Origin of the sequence: Streptomyces camelliae, from assembly GCF_027625935.1 — a bacterium.
Classification (GTDB): domain Bacteria; phylum Actinomycetota; class Actinomycetes; order Streptomycetales; family Streptomycetaceae; genus Streptomyces; species Streptomyces camelliae.
Window position 1 is genome coordinate 5,433,637 of record NZ_CP115300.1, and the last position, 21,358, is coordinate 5,454,994.

20 protein-coding genes and 1 riboswitch are annotated in these 21,358 nt (G+C 72.1%); of the genes, 16 read left to right on the forward strand and 4 right to left on the reverse strand.

Features of this window, described 5'->3' with window-relative positions; translation table 11 throughout:
* The first annotated feature begins 12 nt into the window (after positions 1 to 12).
* Entirely contained in the window at positions 13 to 372 is a 360-nt protein-coding gene (locus O1G22_RS24900; protein ID WP_270083350.1) for a MerR family transcriptional regulator, read from the forward strand.
* A 69-nt stretch (positions 373 to 441) separates the two neighbouring features.
* Here O1G22_RS24900 and O1G22_RS24905 read toward each other — a convergent pair whose 3' ends face one another.
* The gene (locus tag O1G22_RS24905) at positions 442 to 1,200 is read right to left on the reverse strand and encodes an SDR family NAD(P)-dependent oxidoreductase (protein ID WP_270083351.1); all 759 of its coding nucleotides are present in this window, start codon (positions 1,198 to 1,200) and stop codon (positions 442 to 444) included.
* A gap of 245 nt (positions 1,201 to 1,445) precedes the next feature.
* Between O1G22_RS24905 and O1G22_RS24910 the strand changes: the two genes are divergently transcribed.
* The gene (locus O1G22_RS24910; RefSeq protein WP_270083352.1) at positions 1,446 to 2,162 is read left to right on the forward strand and encodes an HNH endonuclease family protein; all 717 of its coding nucleotides are present in this window, start codon (positions 1,446 to 1,448) and stop codon (positions 2,160 to 2,162) included.
* Between the two features lie 76 nt (positions 2,163 to 2,238).
* Positions 2,239 to 2,982, forward strand: a complete 744-nt coding sequence (locus tag O1G22_RS24915) for a GNAT family N-acetyltransferase (RefSeq protein WP_270083353.1) — start codon at positions 2,239 to 2,241, stop codon at positions 2,980 to 2,982.
* Between the two features lie 78 nt (positions 2,983 to 3,060).
* Here O1G22_RS24915 and O1G22_RS24920 read toward each other — a convergent pair whose 3' ends face one another.
* Both O1G22_RS24920 and O1G22_RS24925 read right to left on the reverse strand, forming a co-directional pair.
* Positions 3,061 to 3,786 (reverse strand): hypothetical protein, encoded by a 726-nt coding sequence (locus O1G22_RS24920; protein ID WP_270083354.1) that lies wholly within the window; start codon positions 3,784 to 3,786, stop codon positions 3,061 to 3,063.
* Between the two features lie 84 nt (positions 3,787 to 3,870).
* The gene (locus tag O1G22_RS24925; RefSeq protein WP_270083355.1) at positions 3,871 to 4,572 is read right to left on the reverse strand and encodes an Rv1352/Rv1906c domain-containing protein; all 702 of its coding nucleotides are present in this window, start codon (positions 4,570 to 4,572) and stop codon (positions 3,871 to 3,873) included.
* 188 nt (positions 4,573 to 4,760) lie between these two features.
* On the opposite strand from O1G22_RS24925, the gene O1G22_RS24930 reads away from it, so the two are divergent.
* From O1G22_RS24930 to O1G22_RS24960, 7 genes are all read left to right on the forward strand, one after another.
* Positions 4,761 to 7,238 carry an N-6 DNA methylase gene (locus tag O1G22_RS24930; protein ID WP_270083356.1) on the forward strand — a complete coding sequence of 826 codons (2,478 nt, stop codon included), beginning with the start codon at positions 4,761 to 4,763 and terminating at the stop codon, positions 7,236 to 7,238.
* 111 nt (positions 7,239 to 7,349) lie between these two features.
* Complete coding sequence (locus O1G22_RS24935; protein ID WP_270083357.1) at positions 7,350 to 7,988, forward strand: hypothetical protein; 639 nt, start codon at positions 7,350 to 7,352, stop codon at positions 7,986 to 7,988.
* Positions 7,989 to 8,026: 38 nt separating this feature from the next.
* Positions 8,027 to 9,520, forward strand: coding sequence for a serine/threonine-protein kinase (locus O1G22_RS24940; protein WP_270086528.1), 1,494 nt, complete (start codon positions 8,027 to 8,029; stop codon positions 9,518 to 9,520).
* A gap of 71 nt (positions 9,521 to 9,591) precedes the next feature.
* Positions 9,592 to 10,419 (forward strand): glycoside hydrolase domain-containing protein, encoded by an 828-nt coding sequence (locus tag O1G22_RS24945; RefSeq protein ID WP_270083358.1) that lies wholly within the window; start codon positions 9,592 to 9,594, stop codon positions 10,417 to 10,419.
* A 150-nt stretch (positions 10,420 to 10,569) separates the two neighbouring features.
* A complete protein-coding gene (locus O1G22_RS24950) occupies positions 10,570 to 11,226 on the forward strand; it encodes a SurA N-terminal domain-containing protein (protein ID WP_270086529.1) in 657 nt (218 codons plus the stop codon).
* Between the two features lie 186 nt (positions 11,227 to 11,412).
* Positions 11,413 to 12,474 (forward strand): nucleoside triphosphate pyrophosphohydrolase, encoded by a 1,062-nt coding sequence (locus O1G22_RS24955; RefSeq protein ID WP_270083359.1) that lies wholly within the window; start codon positions 11,413 to 11,415, stop codon positions 12,472 to 12,474.
* Between the two features lie 290 nt (positions 12,475 to 12,764).
* Positions 12,765 to 14,000, forward strand: a complete 1,236-nt coding sequence (locus tag O1G22_RS24960; RefSeq protein WP_270086530.1) for a cytochrome P450 family protein — start codon at positions 12,765 to 12,767, stop codon at positions 13,998 to 14,000.
* A gap of 27 nt (positions 14,001 to 14,027) precedes the next feature.
* Here the strand turns inward: O1G22_RS24960 and O1G22_RS24965 are convergent, their stop codons facing one another.
* Entirely contained in the window at positions 14,028 to 14,711 is a 684-nt protein-coding gene (locus O1G22_RS24965) for a DUF899 family protein (RefSeq protein WP_225099107.1), read from the reverse strand.
* A gap of 314 nt (positions 14,712 to 15,025) precedes the next feature.
* On the opposite strand from O1G22_RS24965, the gene O1G22_RS24970 reads away from it, so the two are divergent.
* The 6 genes from O1G22_RS24970 (at position 15,026) to O1G22_RS24995 (ending at position 20,967) form a co-directional block, all read left to right on the forward strand.
* Complete coding sequence (locus O1G22_RS24970; protein WP_270083360.1) at positions 15,026 to 16,144, forward strand: LysM peptidoglycan-binding domain-containing protein; 1,119 nt, start codon at positions 15,026 to 15,028, stop codon at positions 16,142 to 16,144.
* A 186-nt stretch (positions 16,145 to 16,330) separates the two neighbouring features.
* Positions 16,331 to 16,508, forward strand: a riboswitch (cyclic di-AMP (ydaO/yuaA leader).
* Positions 16,509 to 16,512: 4 nt separating this feature from the next.
* Positions 16,513 to 17,214, forward strand: coding sequence for a transglycosylase family protein (locus tag O1G22_RS24975; RefSeq protein ID WP_270083361.1), 702 nt, complete (start codon positions 16,513 to 16,515; stop codon positions 17,212 to 17,214).
* A gap of 348 nt (positions 17,215 to 17,562) precedes the next feature.
* Positions 17,563 to 18,849 (forward strand): phosphopyruvate hydratase, encoded by a 1,287-nt coding sequence (gene eno / locus O1G22_RS24980; protein ID WP_225099104.1) that lies wholly within the window; start codon positions 17,563 to 17,565, stop codon positions 18,847 to 18,849.
* Positions 18,850 to 18,968: 119 nt separating this feature from the next.
* Positions 18,969 to 19,445: an FtsB family cell division protein gene (locus O1G22_RS24985; RefSeq protein WP_225099103.1), complete on the forward strand. Its 477-nt coding sequence runs from the start codon at positions 18,969 to 18,971 to the stop codon at positions 19,443 to 19,445.
* 29 nt (positions 19,446 to 19,474) lie between these two features.
* Positions 19,475 to 20,029 (forward strand): DUF501 domain-containing protein, encoded by a 555-nt coding sequence (locus O1G22_RS24990; protein ID WP_225099102.1) that lies wholly within the window; start codon positions 19,475 to 19,477, stop codon positions 20,027 to 20,029.
* On the forward strand, positions 20,026 to 20,967 hold the full coding sequence (locus O1G22_RS24995) for a Ppx/GppA phosphatase family protein (RefSeq protein WP_270083362.1): 942 nt from the start codon (positions 20,026 to 20,028) through the stop codon (positions 20,965 to 20,967). The genes O1G22_RS24990 and O1G22_RS24995 overlap by 4 nt, the downstream gene beginning before the upstream one ends.
* Positions 20,968 to 21,358: the final 391 nt, after the last annotated feature.

Sequence of the window (21,358 nt, forward strand, 5' to 3'; positions counted from 1 at the left end):
CCGGAGGGGGGCATGAGGATCGGAGAGCTGGCGGCGGCGACCGGGGCGTCGCCGCGCGCCCTGCGCCACTACGAACAGGCCGGCCTGATCGCCTCCGAGCGGGCCGCCAACGGCTATCGCGCGTACGACGCCGGTACGGCCGTCCGCGTCCGCAACATCCGCCGGCTGCTGGCGGCCGGGCTCACCCTGGACGACGTACAGGTGTTCCTGCCCTGCCTGGACGGTGACGTCACCGCCGCTCCCGCCTCCGCCCGGGGGATACGGGTCGCCCGGGACCGGCTGGCGGTCCTCGACGCCCGCATAGCGGCCCAGACAGCGATACGCGACCGGCTCGCGACCGCCTTGCGGGACGCCGGCGACGGGACACCCTGACAGGCGGCAGCGGTGGCCGGGGGCGCCGATGGTCCACTCTCCACCGCCCGTCTTCCCACCGTCGGCCGCTCAGGCGACCACCGCCCCGCCGTCCACCGGCAGGACGACCCCCGTGACGAACGAGGCCTGAGGTGCGGCCAGCCGGGTGACCGCCCAGGCGACCTCCTCGGGGCGGCCGATCCGGCCGAGCGGGGTGTGGGCGAGCTGCCACGCGCGGATCGCCTCGCGCCGCTCCGGGGTGTGGCCGGTGTGCTCGGCGATCGGAGTGTCGATCGCGCCGGGAGCCACGGCGACGACCCGGATACCGAGCGGGGCCAGTTCGACCGCCCAGCTGCGGGTTAGCGTCTCCAGTGCCGCCTTCCCCGCCGCGTACAGCGCGTTGCCGGGCCAGGCGCGCTGGCCCACCGAGGTCGTCACGTTCACCACCACACCGCGGGCGGCCTCCAGCGCCGGCAGCGCGGCCTGGGTGAGCAGGACCGGAGCCAGGAGGTTGGTCTCCAGCAGCGGTCGTACCGAGGTAGGGGTGTAGGTGCGCAGGGAGTCGGTGGTGACCACCCCCGCGTTGTTGACCAGCACGTCGATCCGGCCGTACCGCTCCAGTGCGGCCCGTACGACGGTCTCCGGGCCGTCCTCCGCGGTCAGGTCGGCGGGCAGCGGGGTGATGCCGGGGTGCCCGTCCGCGGTCTCGGCCAAAGGCTCGGCGCGGCGGCCGACGGCGACGACCCGGGCGCCCTCGGCGGCGAACGCGCGCGCGGTGGCCCGGCCGATGCCGGTGCCGGCGCCGGTGACGAGGACGGTACGGGGCTGCTGGGCGCTGTCGATGTTCATGCGGGGATCGTCGGACCCTGACACCGGCGTCAAGGTCAAGCCGCCGGGGGCGCGGAGTGACCGGGCGCACAGGTTCCGCCGTCACGCTCCCCCCGACGGGCTCCGCATGCCCCAACTGGGCCACGGATTGCCCCGAAACGCCCCTTCGGGTCCCATCTGCAGTCGGCCGCAGGGCGGTTAACGTAAGGGAAGGAACGATTCCGCCTGTGACCGAGGGGGACCAGGCCGAGCGAGGGGGACGTACCGTGACGCGTCTGAGGGGCGGGGCGATCACCGCGATGGTGCTGCTGGCGGCCGTGACCGGCTGCAGCAAGGACAAGACCACAGGGGCCTCCGGGCCCGAGCAGTCCGGCGGCGGGGGCGCGGTCATGGCCGCCGTCGACTCGCTGACCGTCAAGGGGCGGGCCCCGCAGACCGGTTACTCCCGTGCCCGGTTCGGCACGGCCTGGGCGGACACCGACTCCAACTCCTGCGACACCCGCGACGACATACTCAAGCGCGATCTGAAGGACGTGAAGTTCACCGGCGGCACCTGCCGGGTCACCTACGGCCTGCTCGAACCCGACCCCTACTCCGGCAAGGAGATCACCTACCGGCGCGGCGCCAGCCAGGTCGACATCGACCACGTCGTCCCGCTCTCCGACGCCTGGCAGAAGGGCGCCAAGTACTGGGACGCCGGCAAGCGCATAGCGCTGGCCAACGACCCCCTCAACCTCATCGCGGTCGACGCGAGCACCAACCGCGGCAAGGGCGACGGCGACGCGGCCACCTGGCTCCCGCCGAACGGGGCGTACCGCTGCACCTATGTCGCCACCCAGGTCGCCGTGAAGAAGAAGTACGGCCTGTGGGTCACCGCAGCCGAGAAGGCCGCGATGAAGAAGGTCCTCGCCGGCTGCCCGAACCAGAAGCTCCCCGCCGGCGGCAACCCGACCGAGGCACCGCAGCGCTTCAAGGCGCGGTGAATCGGCGCGAACAAGAGCGAGCCGGCGCGAACAAACCGGTACGCGCCCCGGGCGGCCGGCACCTACCGTGGGTGTCATGAACGTCCAGGTGAGCAGCATCGCCGAGCGGCCCGACCGGCTGCGCGCGGTGTTCGAGATGGCCGACACATGGCCCGAGTTCGTGACCAACGACCCCGTGGGCGGCGCGTGCTACGGCCGTATCCCCGCCGAACTGCCCGAGTACGTGCTGTTCGCCGAGGACCAGCACGGCGAGATCGTCGCCCACGCCTTCAGCGTGCCCTTCGCTCTCGACGCCGACGGCCGGGGCGCGCTGCCTGCGCGCGGCTGGGACGAGGTCCTGCTCTGGGCCTTCGCCGACCTGCGCCGCGGCACCCGCCCGGACACGGTCAGCGCCATCTCCGTCACCATCGCCCCGCACGCCCAGGGTCGCGGCCTGTCCGCCGTCATGCTCGCGGCGATGCGGGACAACGCGCGCGCCCACGGCTTCCGCGAGGTCGTCGCCCCCGTCCGCCCCAGCGCAAAGCACCGCGAACCGCGCACTCCGATCACCGAGTACGCCCACCGTGTGCGGCCCGACGGGCTGCCGGAGGACCCGTGGCTGCGCGTCCACGCGCGCGCGGGCGCGCGCATCGACTCGATCGCCCCCGCCTCCATGACGGTGGGCGCCCCGCTGGCGGACTGGCGCCGCTGGACGGGGCTGCCGTTCGACACCACGGGGGACGTCGAGGTGCCCGGCGCCCTGGTACCGGTGCGCTGCGAGGCGGAGCGCGGGTACGGCGTGTACGTCGAGCCGAACGTGTGGATGCGGCACGCGCTCTGAGGCGCGCACGCGTGAGCCGCGACCCGGAGGCCGCGGCTCACGCGCGGTTGGTACACGGACGGGGACGCGCCCCTTGGATCAGGCCGTCTTGAGGTCCTTCAGGGAGCCCAGGATCCGCGTCGTCACCGTCCGTGCGGACGCGGCGCCGTTGTCGCTGCCCGCCGTGGACAGCACGGTGACCACCGAGGTGCCGGAACGGACCGCGATGAGCGTGGTGCCGTTCTGCCAGGCGCCGCTGGTCAGGGTCATCGTGTAGGCCTCGTCGCCGAGTCCGGACACGGACCGGCCCGCGAGCTTCACCTTGGCGTGGGCATCGGTGTCCGTGAACACGGCGCACTCGGCGGCGACGGACCGCAGATCCTTCATCACCGCGGCCGCCGACGTGCCCTGGAACTCGTCGATCTCCTGGGCCACTTCCTCGGTCTTGTCCTTGTTCGCGTAGTCGTTCTGCGCGAACGACACGCCGCCCTTGAGGCCGGTCACCTGGATCCAGGACGTGCCCTCCAGCCGGGTGCAGTCCGGCGTGCCGGCGCTCTTGCCGGACTGCGGGAGGAGCTGGCCGCCGCTGTCCGCGGTGCCGTCCGCCTCGGGGGTGAGCCCGGCCGGGAAGGCCGACGCGGGCGCCAGCGCCTTCTTCAGCCGCGTACCGGTGACGAGACCGGCGTTCACGTCCTTCGCCTTGGCCGGCGCGGCGCTCGCCGTGGTGCCGGCGGACGCGTCGGAGGAACCGGAGGAGCAGGCGGTGAGGGCCAGCGGGAGTGCCGCGACGGCAAGCAGCGTGGCTACACGGGACGAGTGGCGCATGACGATCCTTCAGAGGATGGGTGGAACAGGGAGAACAGAGAATGGAGCGTGTGAACGGCGTGCGGTGTTACCGGCGGGTCCCGGTCAGGAGGCCTTCTTCCAGTCGCCGCAGCCGGTGGTCTTGAAGTAGGCGTCGCCGGGGGCGATGGTCACGACGGCGGTGCCGGTGACGTTGTCGTTGGCGATGACCGAGTCCGTGCCGTGCTCGGCGTCCTTGGTGCGCTCCCAGTAGCAGGAGTCGTCCTTGTTGCCGGTCGACCGGTAGGTGCCGGGCGCGATGTCCGTGCCGACCTTGAACATCCCCCCGTTGCCCTTCATCGAGGAGGCGGGCGTGCCCTTCGCCTTCGGGTCGACGGCCTCCCAGTCCGCGCAGCCAGTGGACTTGAAGATCTTGTCGGTGGCCTTGATCGTCACGTAACTCGTGCCGGAGACGTTGTCGTTGGCCAGCAGCGAGTCCGTGTTGCCGGTGGCGTCCTTGGCGCGCTCCCAGTAGCACATGTCGTCGGTGTTGCCGGTGGTGCGGTACGTGCCCGGCTTCACGTCGGAGCCGACCTGGAAGTCGCCGTCGCCGGCGATCGCGGCCTTCTTCGGGGCCGCCGTGCCGTCCCCCGAGCCCTTCTCGCCCTTCTTGCCGCCGGGCTGGTGCTCGGCGGAGGCGGACGAGTCCTTGCCGCTCGCGCCGGAACCGTCGCTGCTCTTGCCGTTGCTTCCGGCGTTCGCGGACACGGCACCGATGACGACGACGCCCACGACGGCACCCAGCGCGATCTTGGCCCTCATGCCCATGGCGAATTCCCTCCCCAACGTGGCGGCCTCCCCCTCCGGCGGCCGCTCGTTCGCTGGGTCAATAAGAGCAGAGCCTGTGAACCGAGTCAACATGGTTCACAATGCTGGTCGCGTACACGGCCGTGAATGCATCGCTTCCGTGTACGCCGGTATGCTCGGCGCACACACGGGACGAGGGGAGCGGGGCCGTGCAGGAGAACGCGACAGAGGTGACCGCGGCCGGTATCGCCCGGCTCGCCGGAGTGGGCCGCGCCGCCGTCAGCAACTGGCGCCGTCGGCACGCCGATTTCCCCAAGCCGGTCGGCGGCACCGAGACCAGCCCGTCCTTCGCGCTCGCCGAGGTCGAGGCCTGGCTGCGCAAGCAGGGCAAACTCGCCGAGGTGCCCCTGCGGGAACGCGTCTGGCAACAACTCGTCGGCCACCCCGAGGGTCCGCTGACCGCCCTGGTGCACACCGGCTGCGCCCTGTTGCTGATCCACGAGCGCCCCACGGTCTGGCTCGACGCGAGCGCGGGCTCCGACGCCCGCCTGGCCGCAGTGCTGACCGGCGCACTGGAGCAGGTGCTGACCTCGCGCTTCGGTGGGGCGCCGGAGTGGGGAGCGCACGAGGGCGGGCGCGGGGGCACGGGCGCGAGCGCCGCGACGGCTGTGAACTCGGTGGGCGCCGGTTCGGGCGTGAACACCTCGGGTGACGCGCCGGGTGTGAACACCTCGTGGGAGGCGCGGGATGCGGACACTGCGCCGGCCGCCTCCGGCGTGAACGCGCCTTCCGCGGCGCCCGCTGCGGACGCGGCAACCACAGGCCGCGGTGCGAACGTGGCAACCACAGGCCCCGGTGCGCACGCGGCGGCCGTACCCGATGGTGTGAACCCCGCACTCACCCAGCCCGCTGTGAACCCTTCACGAGCGGGGCAGCCTGTGAACACCCCGCCGACGGTTCACAGCGCGCCGGCCCCGCAAGCCCCACACGCGACCCCCACCCCAAGCCCCACCCCCACCCCCGCCTCCGCGCACCCAACCCCCGCCCCCACGCACCCAACCCCCGCCCTGCACCCCCCCACCGGCCCCCAGCTCCTCTCCTCCGTCCCCCTCCTCCGGGGCGCCGCGGAGCTGGCCGCCGAGGTGGGGGCGCGGCAGGCCTTCGAGTTCCTGGTGGGGCGGCACCTGGACGCCAACCCCCGCCAGTACACGCTCACCCCGGCCGACCTGGCCGGACTCATGGCCGACCTCGCCGGTCCCGCCCGTACCGTCCTGGACCCGGCCTGCGGCACCGGTGCACTGCTGCGCGCCGTGGACGCCCGCCCCGACCAGGAGCTGTACGCCCAGGACGGCGTCCCCGAGCTGGCCGCGCTGACCGCCCTGAGGCTCGCGCTGCACTCCCGCGCCGGCGTGCGCGGTGCCGCCGGGGACACCCTGCGCGCCGACGCCTACCCGGAGCTGCGCGCCGACGCGGTGCTGTGCCACCCGCCGTTCAACGAGCGGAACTGGGGTCACGACGAGCTCGCCTACGACCCCCGCTGGGAGTACGGCTTCCCGGCCCGCACCGAGTCCGAACTGGCCTGGGTGCAGCACGCGCTGGCCCGGCTGGCCGACGGTGGCGCGGCCGTGCTGCTGATGCCGCCGGCCGCCGCGTCCCGCCGCTCCGGGCGCCGGATCCGCGCCGACCTGCTGCGCCGCGGGGCGCTCAGGGCCGTGGTCGCGCTGCCGGTCGGAGCGGCGCCGCCGTACAACATCCCGCTGCACGTGTGGGTGCTGCGCCGGCCCGAGCGGACGCCCGCGGCGCCCGAGGTGCTGCTCGTGGACACGGGCAGGTTCGCGAGCGAGGGGCGCGGCGGTCCGGACTGGGCGGCGGTGCGCGAGGCCGTCCTGGACGCCTGGCGGGACTTCGAGCGCGCCGGGCGGCTGGCGGAGCGGCCGGGGCTCGCGCGGTCCGTGCCGGTCATCGAACTCCTCGACGACGACGTCGACCTCGCACCCGCCCGCCATCTGCCGCCGGCCGCAGTGGCCGACGGCGCGGAGCAGCTCACGGCGGTCCGCGAGCGCCTCGGCGCGACCCTGCGCCTGACCGCCGACCTCACGCCGCCCCCGGCCGCCGCCGCGTCGGGCGCGCGCTGGCCGCTCACCACCGTCGGTGAACTCGCGCGTGGGGGCGCGCTGGTGATGCGCACGGGCGGAAACGGCGGCCACGCGCGCGTGCCCGTGCTCACCGACCACGACGTCCTCGCCGGAACGGCACCCTCCGGGGCGCTTCCGGAGAGCGAGGAGGAGGCCGTGCTGACCGAGCCGGGCGATGTCGTCGTACCGGTGCTCGGCGGGGGCTCGGTGGCGCGCGTGATCGACAAGACGACGGAGGGCGCCGCCCTGGGGCGCAACCTCGTGCTTCTGCGCCCCGATCGCACGGCGCTCGACCCATGGTTCCTCGCCGGCTTCCTGCGCGGTACCGCCAACAATCGGCAGGCCAGCAGCTACGCCTCCACCGCGACCCGGCTGGACGTGCGCCGTCTGCAACTGCCCCGGCTCCCGTTGGACGAACAACGGCGCTACGGCGCCCGCTTCCGCGCACTCGACGAGTTCGAGCGGGCGCTGCGCCATGCGAGCCGGCTCGGGGAGCACCTCGTGCGCGGGATGTACGACGGGCTGACGGACGGGACGGTGGCACCGGACTGAGGGCCCGGCGCACGGCAACGGTTCGGTACACCCGGAACCGGCTGTCCGTGGCGGCCTATACGCTCGGACTCAGCACACACGTCCGCACGCATCAGGCCTCCAGGAGCAGCCATGCAAGGCCACGGCTACGCGCCGCCTCCGCCGCAGCCACCCTCGACCTGGGTGCTGGTCCTGTGGCGCGTGATCTTCGTGGCAGTGGCGCTTCTCAGCATCGGATTCCTGGCGTGGGTGGCGCCGCTGCGCGCGGCGATCGTGTCCCGCAGGCCCGCCGAGTGGTGGTTCTTCGGTGGATCCGTGGTGGTCCTCGGCATCTGCTTCGCACTCTTCAGCACCGACCACACCGACGACTTCAGCTCGCCGAACGGCAACCTGGGCATGAGCATGCTGCTGCTGAACGCCGTCGCCTGCACCGGCTACTACCTCTACGCGGACATACGCCACTTCCACCGACTCCGTCAGGCCTACGCCGGGCAGGTGCCGTCGGTGCCGGGCTACGGATACCCGCGGCCCGCGTCGCCGTTCACCGTGACCACCGCTCCGAGCAGGCCGAGCACGCCGCAACTCCCCTACGCCCTGCCCCCGATGCCGCACACCCCCGCGCCCCAGCCGCACGTCCCCGCACCCCCCCAGCGCCCGGCGCCCTCCCACATCGAACAGGTGCGTGCCGAACTGGACGAGCTGAGCGACTACCTGCGCCAGCACGACGGCCGGCACGACGGCGGGCACGGCAGCCACGAGGGCGGAAGGTGAGCGTGGCGACAGGACGTGTCGTCGCCGGCCGGTACGAACTGTCCACGCTCATCGGGCAGGGCGGCATGGGCCAGGTGTGGACGGCGTACGACCGGCGGCTGGACCGGCGCGTGGCGGTGAAGCTGCTGCGCCCCGACAAGGTGGCGGGCCACGAAGCGGACGAGCTGCGCCGCCGGTTCCTGCGCGAGTGCCGGGTGACCGCACAGGTCGATCACCCCGGTCTGGTCACCGTGCACGACGCGGGCAGCGAGGGCGAGGAGCTGTTCCTCGTCATGCAGTACGTCGACGGCGCCGACCTGTCCGACCATCTCGCCGAGCACGACCCGTACCCGTGGCAGTGGGCGGTCGCGGTGGCCGCGCAACTGTGCGCCGTGCTGAGCGCCGTGCACGCCGTGCCGATCGTCCACCGCGACCTCAAGCCGCGCAACGTGATGGTGAAGCAGGACGGCACGGTCACCGTGCTCGACCTGGGCGTGGCCTCGGTCATGGACACCGACACCACCCGCCTGACCCACACCGGCTCCCCCATCGGCTCGCCCGCCTACATGGCGCCGGAGCAGGCGATGGGCGGCGCGGTCGGCCCGTACACCGACCTGTACGCGCTCGGTGTGCTGCTGCACGAACTGCTCAGCGGCGACGTCCCGTTCGCCGGCTCCACGGCGCTCGGCGTGCTGCACCGGCACCTGTACGAGCCCCCGCAGCCCGTGCGCCGTATCCGCCCCGAGGTCCCCGAGGCGCTGGAGACGCTCGTCCTGCGGCTGCTCGCCAAGGACCCGCAGCACCGGCCGGCCTCCGCGCAGGAGGTGTACGAGGACCTGGCGCAGCTCCTGCCCGCGCGCGGGACGCCCACCGGGGCGCCCCTGGACCCCACACGCCCCTTCCTGCGCCCGCACGCCCCTTGGCCGGACCGCGCGCGGACCCCCGCGCCCCGGCCCGCCCCCGTCGCACCCGCGCCGCCTGCGGCCGGGAAGCCCGACGTCGCCGCGGCCGTGGACGAGGTCAAGCGGCTGCTGGGGGAGGGGCGCATCACCCAGGCCGTGGACATCCTGGGCGCGATCCTGCCCGCCGCCGCCGAACAGCACGGCGAGCACTCCCCGGTCGTACGCACCCTGCGCAAGCAGTACGCGGCCACGCTCATGGACGACGGCCAGTACCGGCGCGCGCTGCCCGAACTGCGCCGGCTCGCCGCCGAACGCGCCGCCGAGGCCGGCCAGGCCGACCCGCAGTCCCTGCGCTACCGCTACGAGGCCGCGCAGTGCCTGGAGCAGTTGGGCGATCCGGCGGCGGCGCTCGCCGAGTACCGCGCGCTGCTGCCGTACTACGAGAACCAGTACGTCTCCGGCGACCCGCAGCTCGCCCACGAGGTCCGCCGGCGCATCGGCCATCTCCTGCTCGCCCTCGGCGACCGGCCGGCCGCCCACGACACGCTCGCGCGGCTGCTGATGGACGTCGAGCGGCTGCACGGCCCCGGCCATCCGATGGCCCTGGAGATCCGGCGCACGCTCCAGTGGCTGGGCCAGGTGCGCGGCTGACGGGAGCAGTTGATACCTTGCGCTTCGCTCTGCCAGGTGAGGCAGAGGCGACATACGCAAGGGGTGGGCTCATGGCCGGGCATCGGCAGTCGAAGAAGCGCAGATACATCACCTGGGCGGTGGCGGGTGCCGCCGTGGTCACCGGAGCCGGAATCGCCGCGCAGACCTCCATGGCCGCCACCACGTGGCCGGCGCAGAAGACGTTCACGGGGCGCGCGTTCGACACCTGCACCGCGCCCTCGCTGTCCGCGATGAAGGCCTGGCACACCGGCTTCTACGGAGCCGCCGCCGTCTACGTGGGCGGTAAGAACCGCGGCTGCGCCCAGCCCAACCTCACCGCCTCCTGGGTGAAGTCGGTCAGCTCGATCGGCTGGAAGCTCATCCCGATCTACGTCGGCGCACAGCCGCCCTGCCAGTCCGGCTCCAACCCGGAGAAGCTGACCGCGTCCACGGCCGCCTCCCTCGGCACCCAGGACGCCGCCGACGCCGTCGCCAAGGCCTCCGCGCTCGGCATGAAGGCGGGCAGCCCGGTCTACCTCGACATGGAGCCGTACGACATCACGAACAAGGCGTGCAACGACGCCGTGCTGACGTATGTGCGCGCCTTCGACAAGGGGCTGCGGGCGAAGACGTACCGCACCGGCTACTACGGCTTCAGCAGCTCCAGCGCCAAGGCCATCGCGACCGCCACGGACAAGACGGATCTGCCGGGCAACCTCTGGTACGCGCTGTGGGACAAGCAGAACACCACGACCACGGACTGGCCGTGGGGCGCGACCCAGTTCACCAACCACAGCCGCGGCCATCAGTACCTGGTCAACAGCAAGGAGACGTTCGGCGGCGTCACGCTCACCGTCGACCGGGACGCCTGGGACGCGCCGGTGGCCATCACCGGCTGAGTCCGCAGTGGCGGGAGCGGCGGGCGTGACGGTGCCCGAAGCGCGCGTGAATCGTTGGTCGAATGGGTTGGCCCCGGCTCTCCTACTGCCTACCATCGATCACCGCAAGAACTTTGTGCACCGTCGCACAATCTCCCCTTGGAGGTTTCCTTGCACCGCCGCCGTCGCACCGCGCTCGTCCTCACCGCCGCGATCGCCGCCGCGGCACCCCTCCTGACCGCCTGCGGAAACGATGCACATCCGGGCGCCGCGGCCGTCGTCGGCGGGCAGCGGATCACCGTCGGCCAGCTGGAGAGCCGGGTCAACGAGGTTCGCAGGGCACAGCGGGCCGCGGTGCCGGACGAGGCCCAGTACCAGCAGGTCCTCGCCTCCACCAGCAGCCTCACCCGCGACACCCTGCACAACATGGTCCTCGACCAGGTGCTGCAGCGGGCGGCGCAGGACGAGAGCATCTCGGTGACCCGCAACGAGGTCGAGCAGATGCGGGCCGGCCTGGAACAGCAGGCGGGGGGCGCCAAGGCCCTGGAGACGGCCTGGCTCCAGAAGTACGGCATCGCCCCGGCCCGCCTCGACGACAACCTCCGGCTCCAGCTGGAGGCGCAGAAGCTGGCGGCGAAGCTCGGCACCGACACCAGCCAGCCCGCGTTCTGGAAGGCGCTGTCCACGGCCTCCCAGGAACTCCACATCGACCTCAACCCGCGCTACGGCACCTGGGACGTGCAGAAGAGCAGCCGGGTGGACGCGAAGACACCGTGGGTGCGGGAGGTCACGACCAGCGCGGCGGGCGGAGCGCCGGCGATCGCGTAGCAGGCGATCGCGTAGCGAGGGCCGGAATGCGGCGCCGGGGCGGGTGCCGGAACGCGGCGCCGGGGCGGGTGCCGGAACGGTACGGCAGACCGCCTCGGGCGCAGGCCTCGGTCATACGATCACAGAATCTCCCTGGCCTGTGGATAACCAAATCCGCTCTCTCCCGCCGTGGGTTACGTTCGGATCGTGAACGCATCCAGCTCCGACCTCGCCCCCGCGGCCGACCCCGGCCGTATCGTCCTGCTCACCACCAGCCACCGCGTCGCCCCCGGCCTGCTGTCCTGGCCCGCCTGGCAGGCCCTGCACGCCGCCGACGCCGTGCTGTGCGCGGACGGCGCGCATCCGCAGCTGCCGTATCTGCGCGAGGCCGGCATAACGGTGGCCGAGGCGGCCCCCACCGCACAGGAGCTGGTGGACGCCTGCGCCGACGGGCGGACGGTGGTGGTCGTGGCCACGGCCGAGGGCGAGCCCGCGCTCACCGACGGCCTGGCCCGGCTGGCCGGCTCCGGCCGGATCACCATGCCGGAGCTGGAGCTGCTGCCCGCCTCCTACGACCTGCCCGGCGCCCGCCTGCTGGACCTGGTGCAGGTCATGGACCGGATCCGGGCCGAGTGCCCCTGGTCCTCCCGGCAGACGCACGAGGGCCTCGCCAAGTACGGCATCGAGGAGGCCTACGAGCTGGTCGAGGCGATCGAGGCCGGTGACCGGGAGGAGCTGCGCGAGGAGCTGGGCGACGTCCTCCTCCAGGTCGTCTTCCACTCCCGGATCGCCGAGGAGCACCCGGACACACCGTTCTCGGTCGACGACGTGGCGGGCGGCATCGTCGCCAAGCTCATCCACCGCCATCCGCACGTCTTCGGCGACGAGAAGGCCGAGACCCCGGAGGACGTCAAGGAGCACTGGCTGCGCACCAAGGCCGAGGAGAAGCGCCGCACCTCGGTCACGGAGGGCGTCCCGCTCGGCCAGCCCGGCCTGGCCCTCGCCGCCAAACTCACCTCCCGCGCCCGCACGGCCGGCCTGGAGGTCCCGCTGCCCCAGGGACAGGGCATCGGCTACGAACTCCTCGCGCTGGCCGCCCGCGCCGACGCGGAGGGCGTGGACCCGGAGGCGGCCCTGCGGGCGGCGGCGCGGGCGTACCGGGACGCGATACGGCAGGCGGAGGGAGTGGCACCCGAGGCGATACGCGCGGCCGACGTGGACCACCAGGACGCGGAGGCCCACCCGGATCCGGATACCGTCGAGGGGTGACCGACCAGCACGATCCCTCGACCGCCCCCGCCTCCCTGGCCTCGGCCGCCGACCCTGCAGCAGCGTCCGCCGAGGGCTCAGCCGCCGACTCCGCCGAGGGCCGCAACGCCCCCTCGGCGGCAGCTTCCGCCGACGGCTCAGTCGAGGGCTCCACCGCCGATGCAGCCTCCACCGCCGACCCGGCCGCCGCCTCCGCCGAGGGCCCCGCGGCCGAGGGGGCTGCGGCCGAGGGGGCTGCGGCCGAGGGCTCAGCCGCAGCCCACGCCGAAGGCGCTGCCTCCGCCCCCGAGCTGTTCACCTGGGAGTTCGCGGCCGATCCGTACCCGGCCTACGCCTGGCTGCGGGAGCACGCGCCGGTGCACCGGACGCGGTTGCCCAGTGGGGTCGAGGCCTGGCTGGTCACCCGGTACGGCGATGCCAAGCAGGCCCTCGCCGACCAGCGGCTGAGCAAGAACCCGGCGCATCACGACGAGCCTGCGCACGCCAAGGGGAAGACCGGTATCCCCGGCGAGCGCAAGGCCGAGTTGATGACGCATCTGCTGAACATCGACCCGCCGGACCACACCCGGCTGCGTCGGCTGGTCAGCAAGGCGTTCACGCCCCGGCGCGTGGCCGAGTTCGCGCCCCAGGTGCAGGAGCTGACCGACCGGCTCATCGACCAGTTCGCGGAAAGGGGCTCGGCCGACCTCATCCACGAGTTCGCCTTCCCGCTGCCCATCTACGCCATCTGCGACATGCTCGGCGTCCCGCGCGAGGACCAGGACGACTTCCGGGACTGGGCGGGGATGATGATCCGGCACGGCGGAGGGCCCAGGGGAGGTGTCGCGCGGTCCGTCAAGAAGATGCGCGGCTACCTCGCCGAGCTGATCCACAAGAAGCGCGAGGCGCTGCCCGCCGAGCCCGCGCCCGGCGAGGACCTGATCTCCGGTCTCATCCGTGCCTCCGACCACGGTGAGCACCTCACGGAGAACGAGGCCGCCGCGATGGCGTTCATCCTGCTGTTCGCCGGTTTCGAGACGACCGTGAACCTGATCGGCAACGGCACCTACGCGCTGCTCACCCACCCCGAGCAGCGCCGGCGGCTGCAGGACTCCCTGGCACGCGGGGAGCGGGACCTGCTGGAGACCGGGGTCGAGGAACTCCTGCGCTACGACGGCCCGGTGGAGCTGGCCACCTGGCGGTTCGCCACCGAGCCGCTCACCGTCGGGGGGCAGGACATCGCGCCCGGCGACCCGGTGCTCGTGGTGCTCGCCGCGGCCGACCGGGACCCGGAGCGGTTCGCCGACCCGGATGCGCTGGACCTCTCCCGCCGGGACAACCAGCACCTCGGCTACGGCCACGGCATCCACTACTGCCTCGGCGCGCCGCTCGCCCGCCTGGAGGGGCAGAGCGCGCTCGCCACGCTGCTCACCCGGCTGCCCGATCTGCGCCTCGCCGCCGATCCGGCCGACCTGCGCCGGCGCGGCGGGCTCATCATGCGGGGCCTGCGCACACTGCCCGTGGAGTTCACGCCGGCCGGCCGGTAGCGCGGGCTGCGCGGGAGCCGGCGGCCGTCAGTAGTCCAGTCCCGCGAACCAGTCGCCACGGCCGCCCGGCGTCAGGTCGAGGAGGTGCCAGACGGGGTTGAGGAGGTCGAGGCCGCGCTGGTCGATGTCCTCGGCCATACGGGGGTGGGCGGAGTAGAAGTGGCGGACCGTGCCGTCCGGGTCCCGGGTGAAGACGGAGACGGTGGAGTCCTGCACCCCGTCCTCGTCCTCGCTGCCCAGGTCGTACTTGAAGGTGCTGTCCCCGGCGCTCAGCAGACGCAGCCGGGACCAGTCGCGGCTGCGGGCGTGCTGCCGCAGGACGGGCGGGTCGGCGGCAGCGACGACGACGAGGTCGGCGTTCCGGGCGACGTGGTGGGCGACGCCGTTGAAGCCGTCGATCCACAGGGTGCACATCGGGCACGGGTCGGTCTGCCGTTTGCCGTACATGAGGTGGTAGACGATCAACGGCCGGCCGGGGCCGGTGAACAGTTCGCTCAGCCTGACCTCGCGGACGGGGGTGTCGCCGGCATGGAGGTCGGCGGGGCCTTCGAGAAAGACGTAGTCGTCGACGCCGGCGCCCTGCGGAAGCGCCCTGCGCAGGGCCGCGACCTTCTCGCGGTGACGCATGAGCTCGATCTCGGCGTGGCGGAGTTCCTCGCGGGCGGCGAGGTAGTCCGCGGACTCACCGGGCAGCCGGGTGTGCAGCACCATCGTCTCCTCCTGGGTGGGAAGCCCCCCGGGGCCATGTCGAGTCCATGGTCGCGGCCGCCTCGCGCGCCGGGCGTGAGGCGCCGCCGTTCCCGACGGGTGACGAAGACGGGTGACAAAGCGGACGGAACCGGAGCGTCGGGCGTGGCGTGAGGACGCGTGAGGAAGAGATGACGAACCTTCAACTCTGTGATCTTCACGTGATCTGCGCGGCATTAACTTGTGACTAGTGATCGTCTGCCGATACGTTCACCCATCAGCGTGGCGACAGGCATCACCCGCCGCGCCGGCCCTGCTGTCGCACGAAAGGTTTCCGCATGCTCACCGGGAACGGTCGTCACCGTCGCCCCCGTCAGGCTCCGGCCCTCCTCGTCGCAGCCGGAGTGACCGGCTCCGCCATCGCCATCCCGCTGCTCGGCGCCGCGAGCGCCAGCGCCGCCGACGGCACCACGTGGGACAAGGTCGCCGAGTGCGAGAGTGGAGGTTCCTGGAGCGCGGACACCGGCAACGGGTACTACGGCGGCCTGCAGATATCGCAGGACGACTGGGACAAGTACGGCGGCACGCAGTACGCCACGAGCGCCGACCAGGCCAGCCGCTCCCAGCAGATCGCCGTCGCCGAGAAGATCCTCGCCGACCAGGGCACCAAGCCGTGGACCATGTGCGCGCTGACCGCCGGGCTGACCTCCAACTCGGGTTCGGTCGACGTCGACACGGGCGTCGGGGGCTCCGGCAGCAGCGCGGGGTCGGGCGGCGGCTCCGGATCGGCCGACAGCTCCGACTCGTCCGGTCTGTCGGATTCATCCTCTTCTGGTGCCGGTTCCGGCTCCGGCTCGGGGTCCCAGTCCGGTTCGAAGTCCGGCTCCGGTACGGACTCTTCGCCGGGTTCCAGCACCTCGACGGCCCCGGTGCAGGGCGGCGGGGCCGGCAAGGCGCAGGGTGCGGGCGGTGGCTCCACCGAGAGTGGCAGCCCCAAGTCGGACAAGACCGACAAGGCGGGTACATCCGGTTCCTCGGGTTCGACCGGTTCCGCCGGTTCCAGCGGCTCCCCTGCTGGCGGGAACTCGCCGGGGAGTGACAGCTCGCCCGCGACCACCCCCGGGACCGACGAGTCGGACAATTCCCAGCAGAGTGTCGGTTCTTGGAGTCTCGTCGACACCGGAGCCCTCAGCAGTGGCGGACGTCACCGTGGCGACAGTGCGGACGAAAGCCTCACAAACGGTCAGAATGGCCAGCCCTCCGGCCGTCACGCGAACCCCCAGCCGGACACCTACACCGTCCACGAGGGTGACACCCTCGCCTCCATCGCCGACTCCCTTGGCGTCCACGGCGGATGGCATGCGCTCTACGACGACAACAAGAGCGTCGTCGGCGCCGACCCGAACCACATCACCGCCGGTCAGACCCTGGAAGTGCGTCACGAAACGGACGCGTAGCAGGGGGATTTGACGCCCTGATTGATAGCTAAATGTCCGGTTTGGCGAAAGTGTGGGATGAGTCTCAGAAGCCCTGATCGTCTTTGAAATTCCGTCGATCCCGTGTCTACGGTCAGGACCGCTCGTCACCACGAGCCCCGGCAGCCGCAACGCCGAATCCTGCCAGCGGTCGTCCGGGAACAGTCGTCGCGTCATGCGCCGTAGGCAGGAGCGGGGGACCCAAGGTAGGCGCCGGAACCGGCAGTTGAGGCTGCCGGCACCGGCTTGGGGTGAAGCCGCAGGCCCGCGACAGCGGGCGTGCGACCGGGCAACTCAACCGGCCCGAACCCGACAGCTCACCTCGCAGGCGTCGGTGAGGGGATCGATCCATGCTGTTTTCCGGCAAGGGCAAGCACCGTCGCCCGTCCAAGGCCGTCCGTGTCGTCGCGCTCGCCGGTGTCACCGGTGCCGCTGTCGCCGCCCCGCTGATGGCGGCCGGCAACGCCTCCGCCGCCACCGCCTCCGAGTGGGACGCGGTCGCCCAGTGCGAGTCGGGCGGCAACTGGTCCATCAACACCGGCAACGGCTTCTACGGCGGCCTGCAGTTCACCAACTCCACCTGGGCCGCGTACGGCGGCACCGCCTACGCCGCGCGCGCCGACCTCGCCACCAAGGCGCAGCAGATAGCCGTCGCCGAGAAGGTCCTCGCGGGCCAGGGCAAGGGCGCCTGGCCGGTCTGCGGCACGGGCCTGTCCTCCGCCGCGTACAACGGCTCCGCCCCCACCACCTCGTCGAAGACGACCGCGCCGAGCACGAGCAGCGGCACCGCCACCCGCTCCACCGACCAGCAGGCCGCCACCCGCTCCACCACGCGCACCGCGCCCTCGGCGAGCAAGACCGTCACCACCCCGACCGGCAAGACGGTCAAGAAGGGCGACGGCGAGTACAAGGTCGTCAAGGGTGACACCCTCAGCGCCATCGCCGAGAAGCACCACGTCGCCGGCGGCTGGCAGAAGCTGTTCAAGCTGAACAAGGACATCGTCCAGGACGCGGACCTCATCTACCCGGGTCAGCAGCTGCACCTGAAGTGACATCCGGCTCCGGCCGGACGCACAGTGCTCTCACAACCCCTCCCCCCACACTGAAGCCCCCGTGAGGGCCACCCCCGTCCCCACGGGCTCCCCGCCCCGGCGCGTGTTCCCCCGTACGCGCCGGGGCGGGGTTTTCATGTCCGCTCCTGTTTCCCCTCCCGTTTCCCCGTTCTTCACCCCCACCCCCCTTTGTTCCGCTCATGAACAATGAGTACCGTCTGCATGTCCCTCCCCGTCCACGGGGCGGTCGGTCGGTGGCCGACAGCCCCGGGACGGTTAGGCTCTAGTCGCAAGGCACAGCCGTAAGGCAGACAGCCCCGCACTTCCAGCGTCACATCCAAGAAGGAGATGCTCGTGCCGTCCATCGACGTCGTCGTAGCCCGGGAAATCCTGGACTCCCGAGGCAACCCCACGGTCGAGGTCGAGGTCGGCCTCGACGACGGCAGCACGGGTCGTGCCGCCGTCCCGTCCGGCGCCTCGACCGGTGCCTTCGAGGCCATCGAGCTGCGCGACGGTGACCCGAACCGCTACCAGGGCAAGGGTGTCGAGAAGGCCGTCCTCGCCGTCATCGAGCAGATCGGCCCGGAGCTGGTCGGCTACGACGCCACCGAGCAGCGCCTGATCGACCAGGCCATGTTCGACCTGGACGCCACCGACAACAAGGGCTCCCTCGGCGCCAACGCCATCCTCGGCGTCTCCCTCGCCGTCGCCCACGCCGCCTCCGAGGCCAGCGACCTGCCGCTGTTCCGCTACCTGGGCGGCCCGAACGCGCACCTGCTGCCGGTGCCGATGATGAACATCCTGAACGGCGGCTCGCACGCCGACTCCAACGTGGACATCCAGGAGTTCATGATCGCCCCGATCGGCGCGGAGTCCTTCTCCGAGGCCCTGCGCTGGGGTGCCGAGGTCTACCACACGCTGAAGAAGGTCCTGAAGAGCAAGGGCCTGGCCACCGGCCTCGGCGACGAGGGCGGCTTCGCCCCGAACCTGGAGTCCAACCGCGCCGCGCTCGACCTCATCCTTGAGGCCATCAAGGAGGCCGGTTACATCCCCGGCCAGCAGATCGCCCTCGCGCTCGACGTCGCCGCCTCCGAGTTCTACAAGGACGGCAAGTACCTCTTCGAGGGCAAGGAGCGCTCCGCCGCCGAGATGACGGAGTACTACGAGGAGCTCGTCGAGGCCTACCCGCTCGTCTCCATCGAGGACCCGCTGTTCGAGGACGACTGGGCCGGCTGGAAGGTCATCACCGACAAGCTCGGCGACAAGGTCCAGCTCGTCGGCGACGACCTGTTCGTCACCAACCCCGAGCGCCTCGCCCGCGGCATCGAGGAGGGCACCGCCAACGCCCTGCTGGTCAAGGTCAACCAGATCGGTTCGCTGACCGAGACCCTGGACGCCGTCGAGCTGGCCCAGCGCAACGGCTTCAAGTGCATGATGTCGCACCGCTCCGGCGAGACCGAGGACGTCACCATCGCCGACCTCGCCGTCGCCACCAACTGCGGCCAGATCAAGACCGGCGCCCCGGCCCGCTCCGAGCGCGTCGCCAAGTACAACCAGCTGCTGCGCATCGAGGAGATCCTCGACGACGCCGCGGTGTACGCCGGCCGTAGCGCCTTCCCCCGCTTCAAGGGCTGAGCCAACCTGGCGTAAGGCTTAGCCAGTCGTACGTACGTCCCCGTACCCGGTCCCGTACCGTGTCCGGGGACGTACGCGCGTGTGTACGGGACCAACGGGATGGACGGGAGGCGGGGATCATGGCCGTGAAGGACCGGGACCGGTTCTCCACCGCGACCCGGCTGCGGCTGCTCGGCGAGCAGACGGCGGCCCGGGTCTACCGCTCCCAGACCAAGCGACAGGCCCGCCGCTCCCGGCTCACCGGCCGCGCGGCCCTTCTCGCGCTGGTGCTGTGCTCGATCATCGTCGCGCTCGCCTATCCGATGCGCCAGTACGTCTCCCAGCGCGCGCAGATCTCCGACCTCCAGCGGCAGCAGGAGCAGGCCCGTGAGCGCGTGGAGCAGCTGCGCGACCTCAAGGCACGCTGGCAGGACGACGCCTACGCCGAGCAGCAGATCCGGCGCCGGCTGCACTATGTGATGCCGGGGGAGACCGGGTACGTGATCGTCGAGCCGGGCGCCGCCCGGCAGTCCCGCGCCGATCTGAGGGCCGCCCAGCGTCCCTGGTACGCCAACGTCTGGGACGGAATCGACAAGTCCGACGCCTCGGACCAGTGAACCGACAGAAAGCCGATCTGAAAGCAGTCATGGAAACGCCTCCGCCGCCCACCCCGCGCACCGAGCCCACCGCCGCGGACGTAGCGGCCTTCAAGCAGCAGCTCGGCCGTCCGCCGCGGGGTCTGCGGGCCATCGCGCACCGCTGCCCCTGCGGTCAGCCGGACGTCGTGGAGACGGCGCCGCGGCTGCCCGACGGCACGCCCTTCCCGACGCTGTACTACCTGACGTGCCCGAAGGCGTCCTCCGCCATCGGCACGCTGGAGGCGAACGGCGTGATGAAGGAGATGACGGAGCGGCTGGGGACCGACCCGGAGCTGGCCGCCGCCTACCGGGCCGCGCACGAGGACTACATCCGGCGCCGGGACGAGATCGAGGAGCTGACGGGCTTCCCGAGCGCGGGCGGCATGCCGGACCGGGTCAAGTGCCTGCACGTCCTGGTGGCCCACTCGCTGGCCGCGGGGCCGGGCGTGAACCCGCTCGGCGACGAGGCCCTGGCGATGCTGCCGGAGTGGTGGCGCAAGGGCGCGTGCGTGACGCTCGGCGAAGGCACCGAGCCGCTCCCCACCGAGGAGGACGAGAAGTGACCCGCGTCGCCGCCATCGACTGCGGCACCAACTCCATCCGGCTGCTCGTCGCCGACGCCGACCCCACGACTGGTGAACTGGTCGATCTGGACCGCCGGATGACGATCGTGCGGCTCGGCCAGGGCGTCGACCGCACCGGGCGGCTCGCGCCGGAGGCGCTGGAGCGGACCTTCGCCGCGTGCCGCGAGTACGCCGCGATCATCAAGGAGCACGGCGCAGAGAAGCTCCGCTTCGTCGCCACCTCCGCCTCCCGGGACGCCGAGAACCGCGACGAGTTCGTGCGGGGCGTGCTGGACATCCTCGGGGTCGAGCCGGAGGTGATCACGGGCGACCAGGAGGCCGAGTTCTCCTTCACCGGCGCCACGAAGGAGCTGACCGGCCGGGCCGACCTCACCCAGCCGTATCTCGTCGTGGACATCGGCGGCGGCTCCACGGAGTTCGTCGTGGGGAACGAACACGTCCGGGCCGCGCGGTCCGTGGACGTCGGCTGTGTGCGGATGACCGAGCGGCATCTGGTGCACGGCGGCGAGGTCTCCGACCCGCCCACCGAGGAGCAGATCGCGGCCATAAGGGCCGACGTCGAGGCCGCCCTGGACCTCGCGGAGCAGACGGTGCCGCTGCGCGAGGCGCACACGCTGGTGGGCCTCGCCGGGTCCGTCACCACCGTCTCGGCCATCGCCCAGGAGCTGCCCGAGTACGACTCCGCGCGCATCCACCACTCCCGGGTCTCGCACGACCGCGTCCGCGAGATCACCGAGTGGCTGCTGCGCTCCACGCACGCCGAGCGCGCCGCGGTGCCGTCCCTGCATCCGGGCCGGGTCGACGTCATCGCCGCGGGCGCCCTCGTCCTGCTCGCGATCATGGAACGCATCGGTGCCGAGGAGGTCGTGGTGAGCGAGCACGACATCCTGGACGGGATCGCCTGGTCCCTCGCATGAGCCTCGCAGGGGGCGTGAGGGTCTCTTTCCCGCCCCTTTGCTACTCACCAGTAGCCTCCGTTGAGCAGGTTGGATAACGTGTGAGCGGGCTGTTCGAGGGTTCCGGTGACACGCCGTCGGAAAAGTTCGTGAAGTTCTTCACAAGGAAATCGGTCCCGGCGGGGGATCAGAAGCCTCCGCTTGGCCCTTTCGGGGGCTCAGCGGGCCCTTGAGCGTGCTCAGCCGAGTGGTGCGAGGGTGTTCCGGGAGGGTGTTCGCGGGGGCTCTCCCGGGCGCCTCACGCGACGGCCGCCGGGGCAGAGAGGCAGCTCACGCGGCCTTGACAACGGGTCAGACCGCCCGTGGGTTCCCCTTCTCCGGCATGACCTGCGTCACGCGGGTCGCGGAGTTT

Bases quoted from the DNA above. Each gene is read 5' to 3' on its own strand.
- O1G22_RS24900 (WP_270083350.1), top strand. From the start codon at position 13: ATGAGGATCGGAGAGCTGGCGGCGGCGACCGGGGCGTCGCCGCGCGCC.
- O1G22_RS24905 (WP_270083351.1), bottom strand. From the start codon at position 1,200: ATGAACATCGACAGCGCCCAGCAGCCCCGTACCGTCCTCGTCACCGGC.
- O1G22_RS24915 (WP_270083353.1), top strand. From the start codon at position 2,239: ATGAACGTCCAGGTGAGCAGCATCGCCGAGCGGCCCGACCGGCTGCGC.
- O1G22_RS24920 (WP_270083354.1), bottom strand. From the start codon at position 3,786: ATGCGCCACTCGTCCCGTGTAGCCACGCTGCTTGCCGTCGCGGCACTC.
- O1G22_RS24925 (WP_270083355.1), bottom strand. From the start codon at position 4,572: ATGGGCATGAGGGCCAAGATCGCGCTGGGTGCCGTCGTGGGCGTCGTC.
- O1G22_RS24935 (WP_270083357.1), top strand. From the start codon at position 7,350: ATGCAAGGCCACGGCTACGCGCCGCCTCCGCCGCAGCCACCCTCGACC.
- O1G22_RS24945 (WP_270083358.1), top strand. From the start codon at position 9,592: ATGGCCGGGCATCGGCAGTCGAAGAAGCGCAGATACATCACCTGGGCG.
- O1G22_RS24965 (WP_225099107.1), bottom strand. From the start codon at position 14,711: ATGGTGCTGCACACCCGGCTGCCCGGTGAGTCCGCGGACTACCTCGCC.
- O1G22_RS24970 (WP_270083360.1), top strand. From the start codon at position 15,026: ATGCTCACCGGGAACGGTCGTCACCGTCGCCCCCGTCAGGCTCCGGCC.
- O1G22_RS24975 (WP_270083361.1), top strand. From the start codon at position 16,513: ATGCTGTTTTCCGGCAAGGGCAAGCACCGTCGCCCGTCCAAGGCCGTC.
- eno (WP_225099104.1), top strand. From the start codon at position 17,563: ATGCTCGTGCCGTCCATCGACGTCGTCGTAGCCCGGGAAATCCTGGAC.
- O1G22_RS24985 (WP_225099103.1), top strand. From the start codon at position 18,969: ATGGCCGTGAAGGACCGGGACCGGTTCTCCACCGCGACCCGGCTGCGG.
- O1G22_RS24990 (WP_225099102.1), top strand. From the start codon at position 19,475: ATGGAAACGCCTCCGCCGCCCACCCCGCGCACCGAGCCCACCGCCGCG.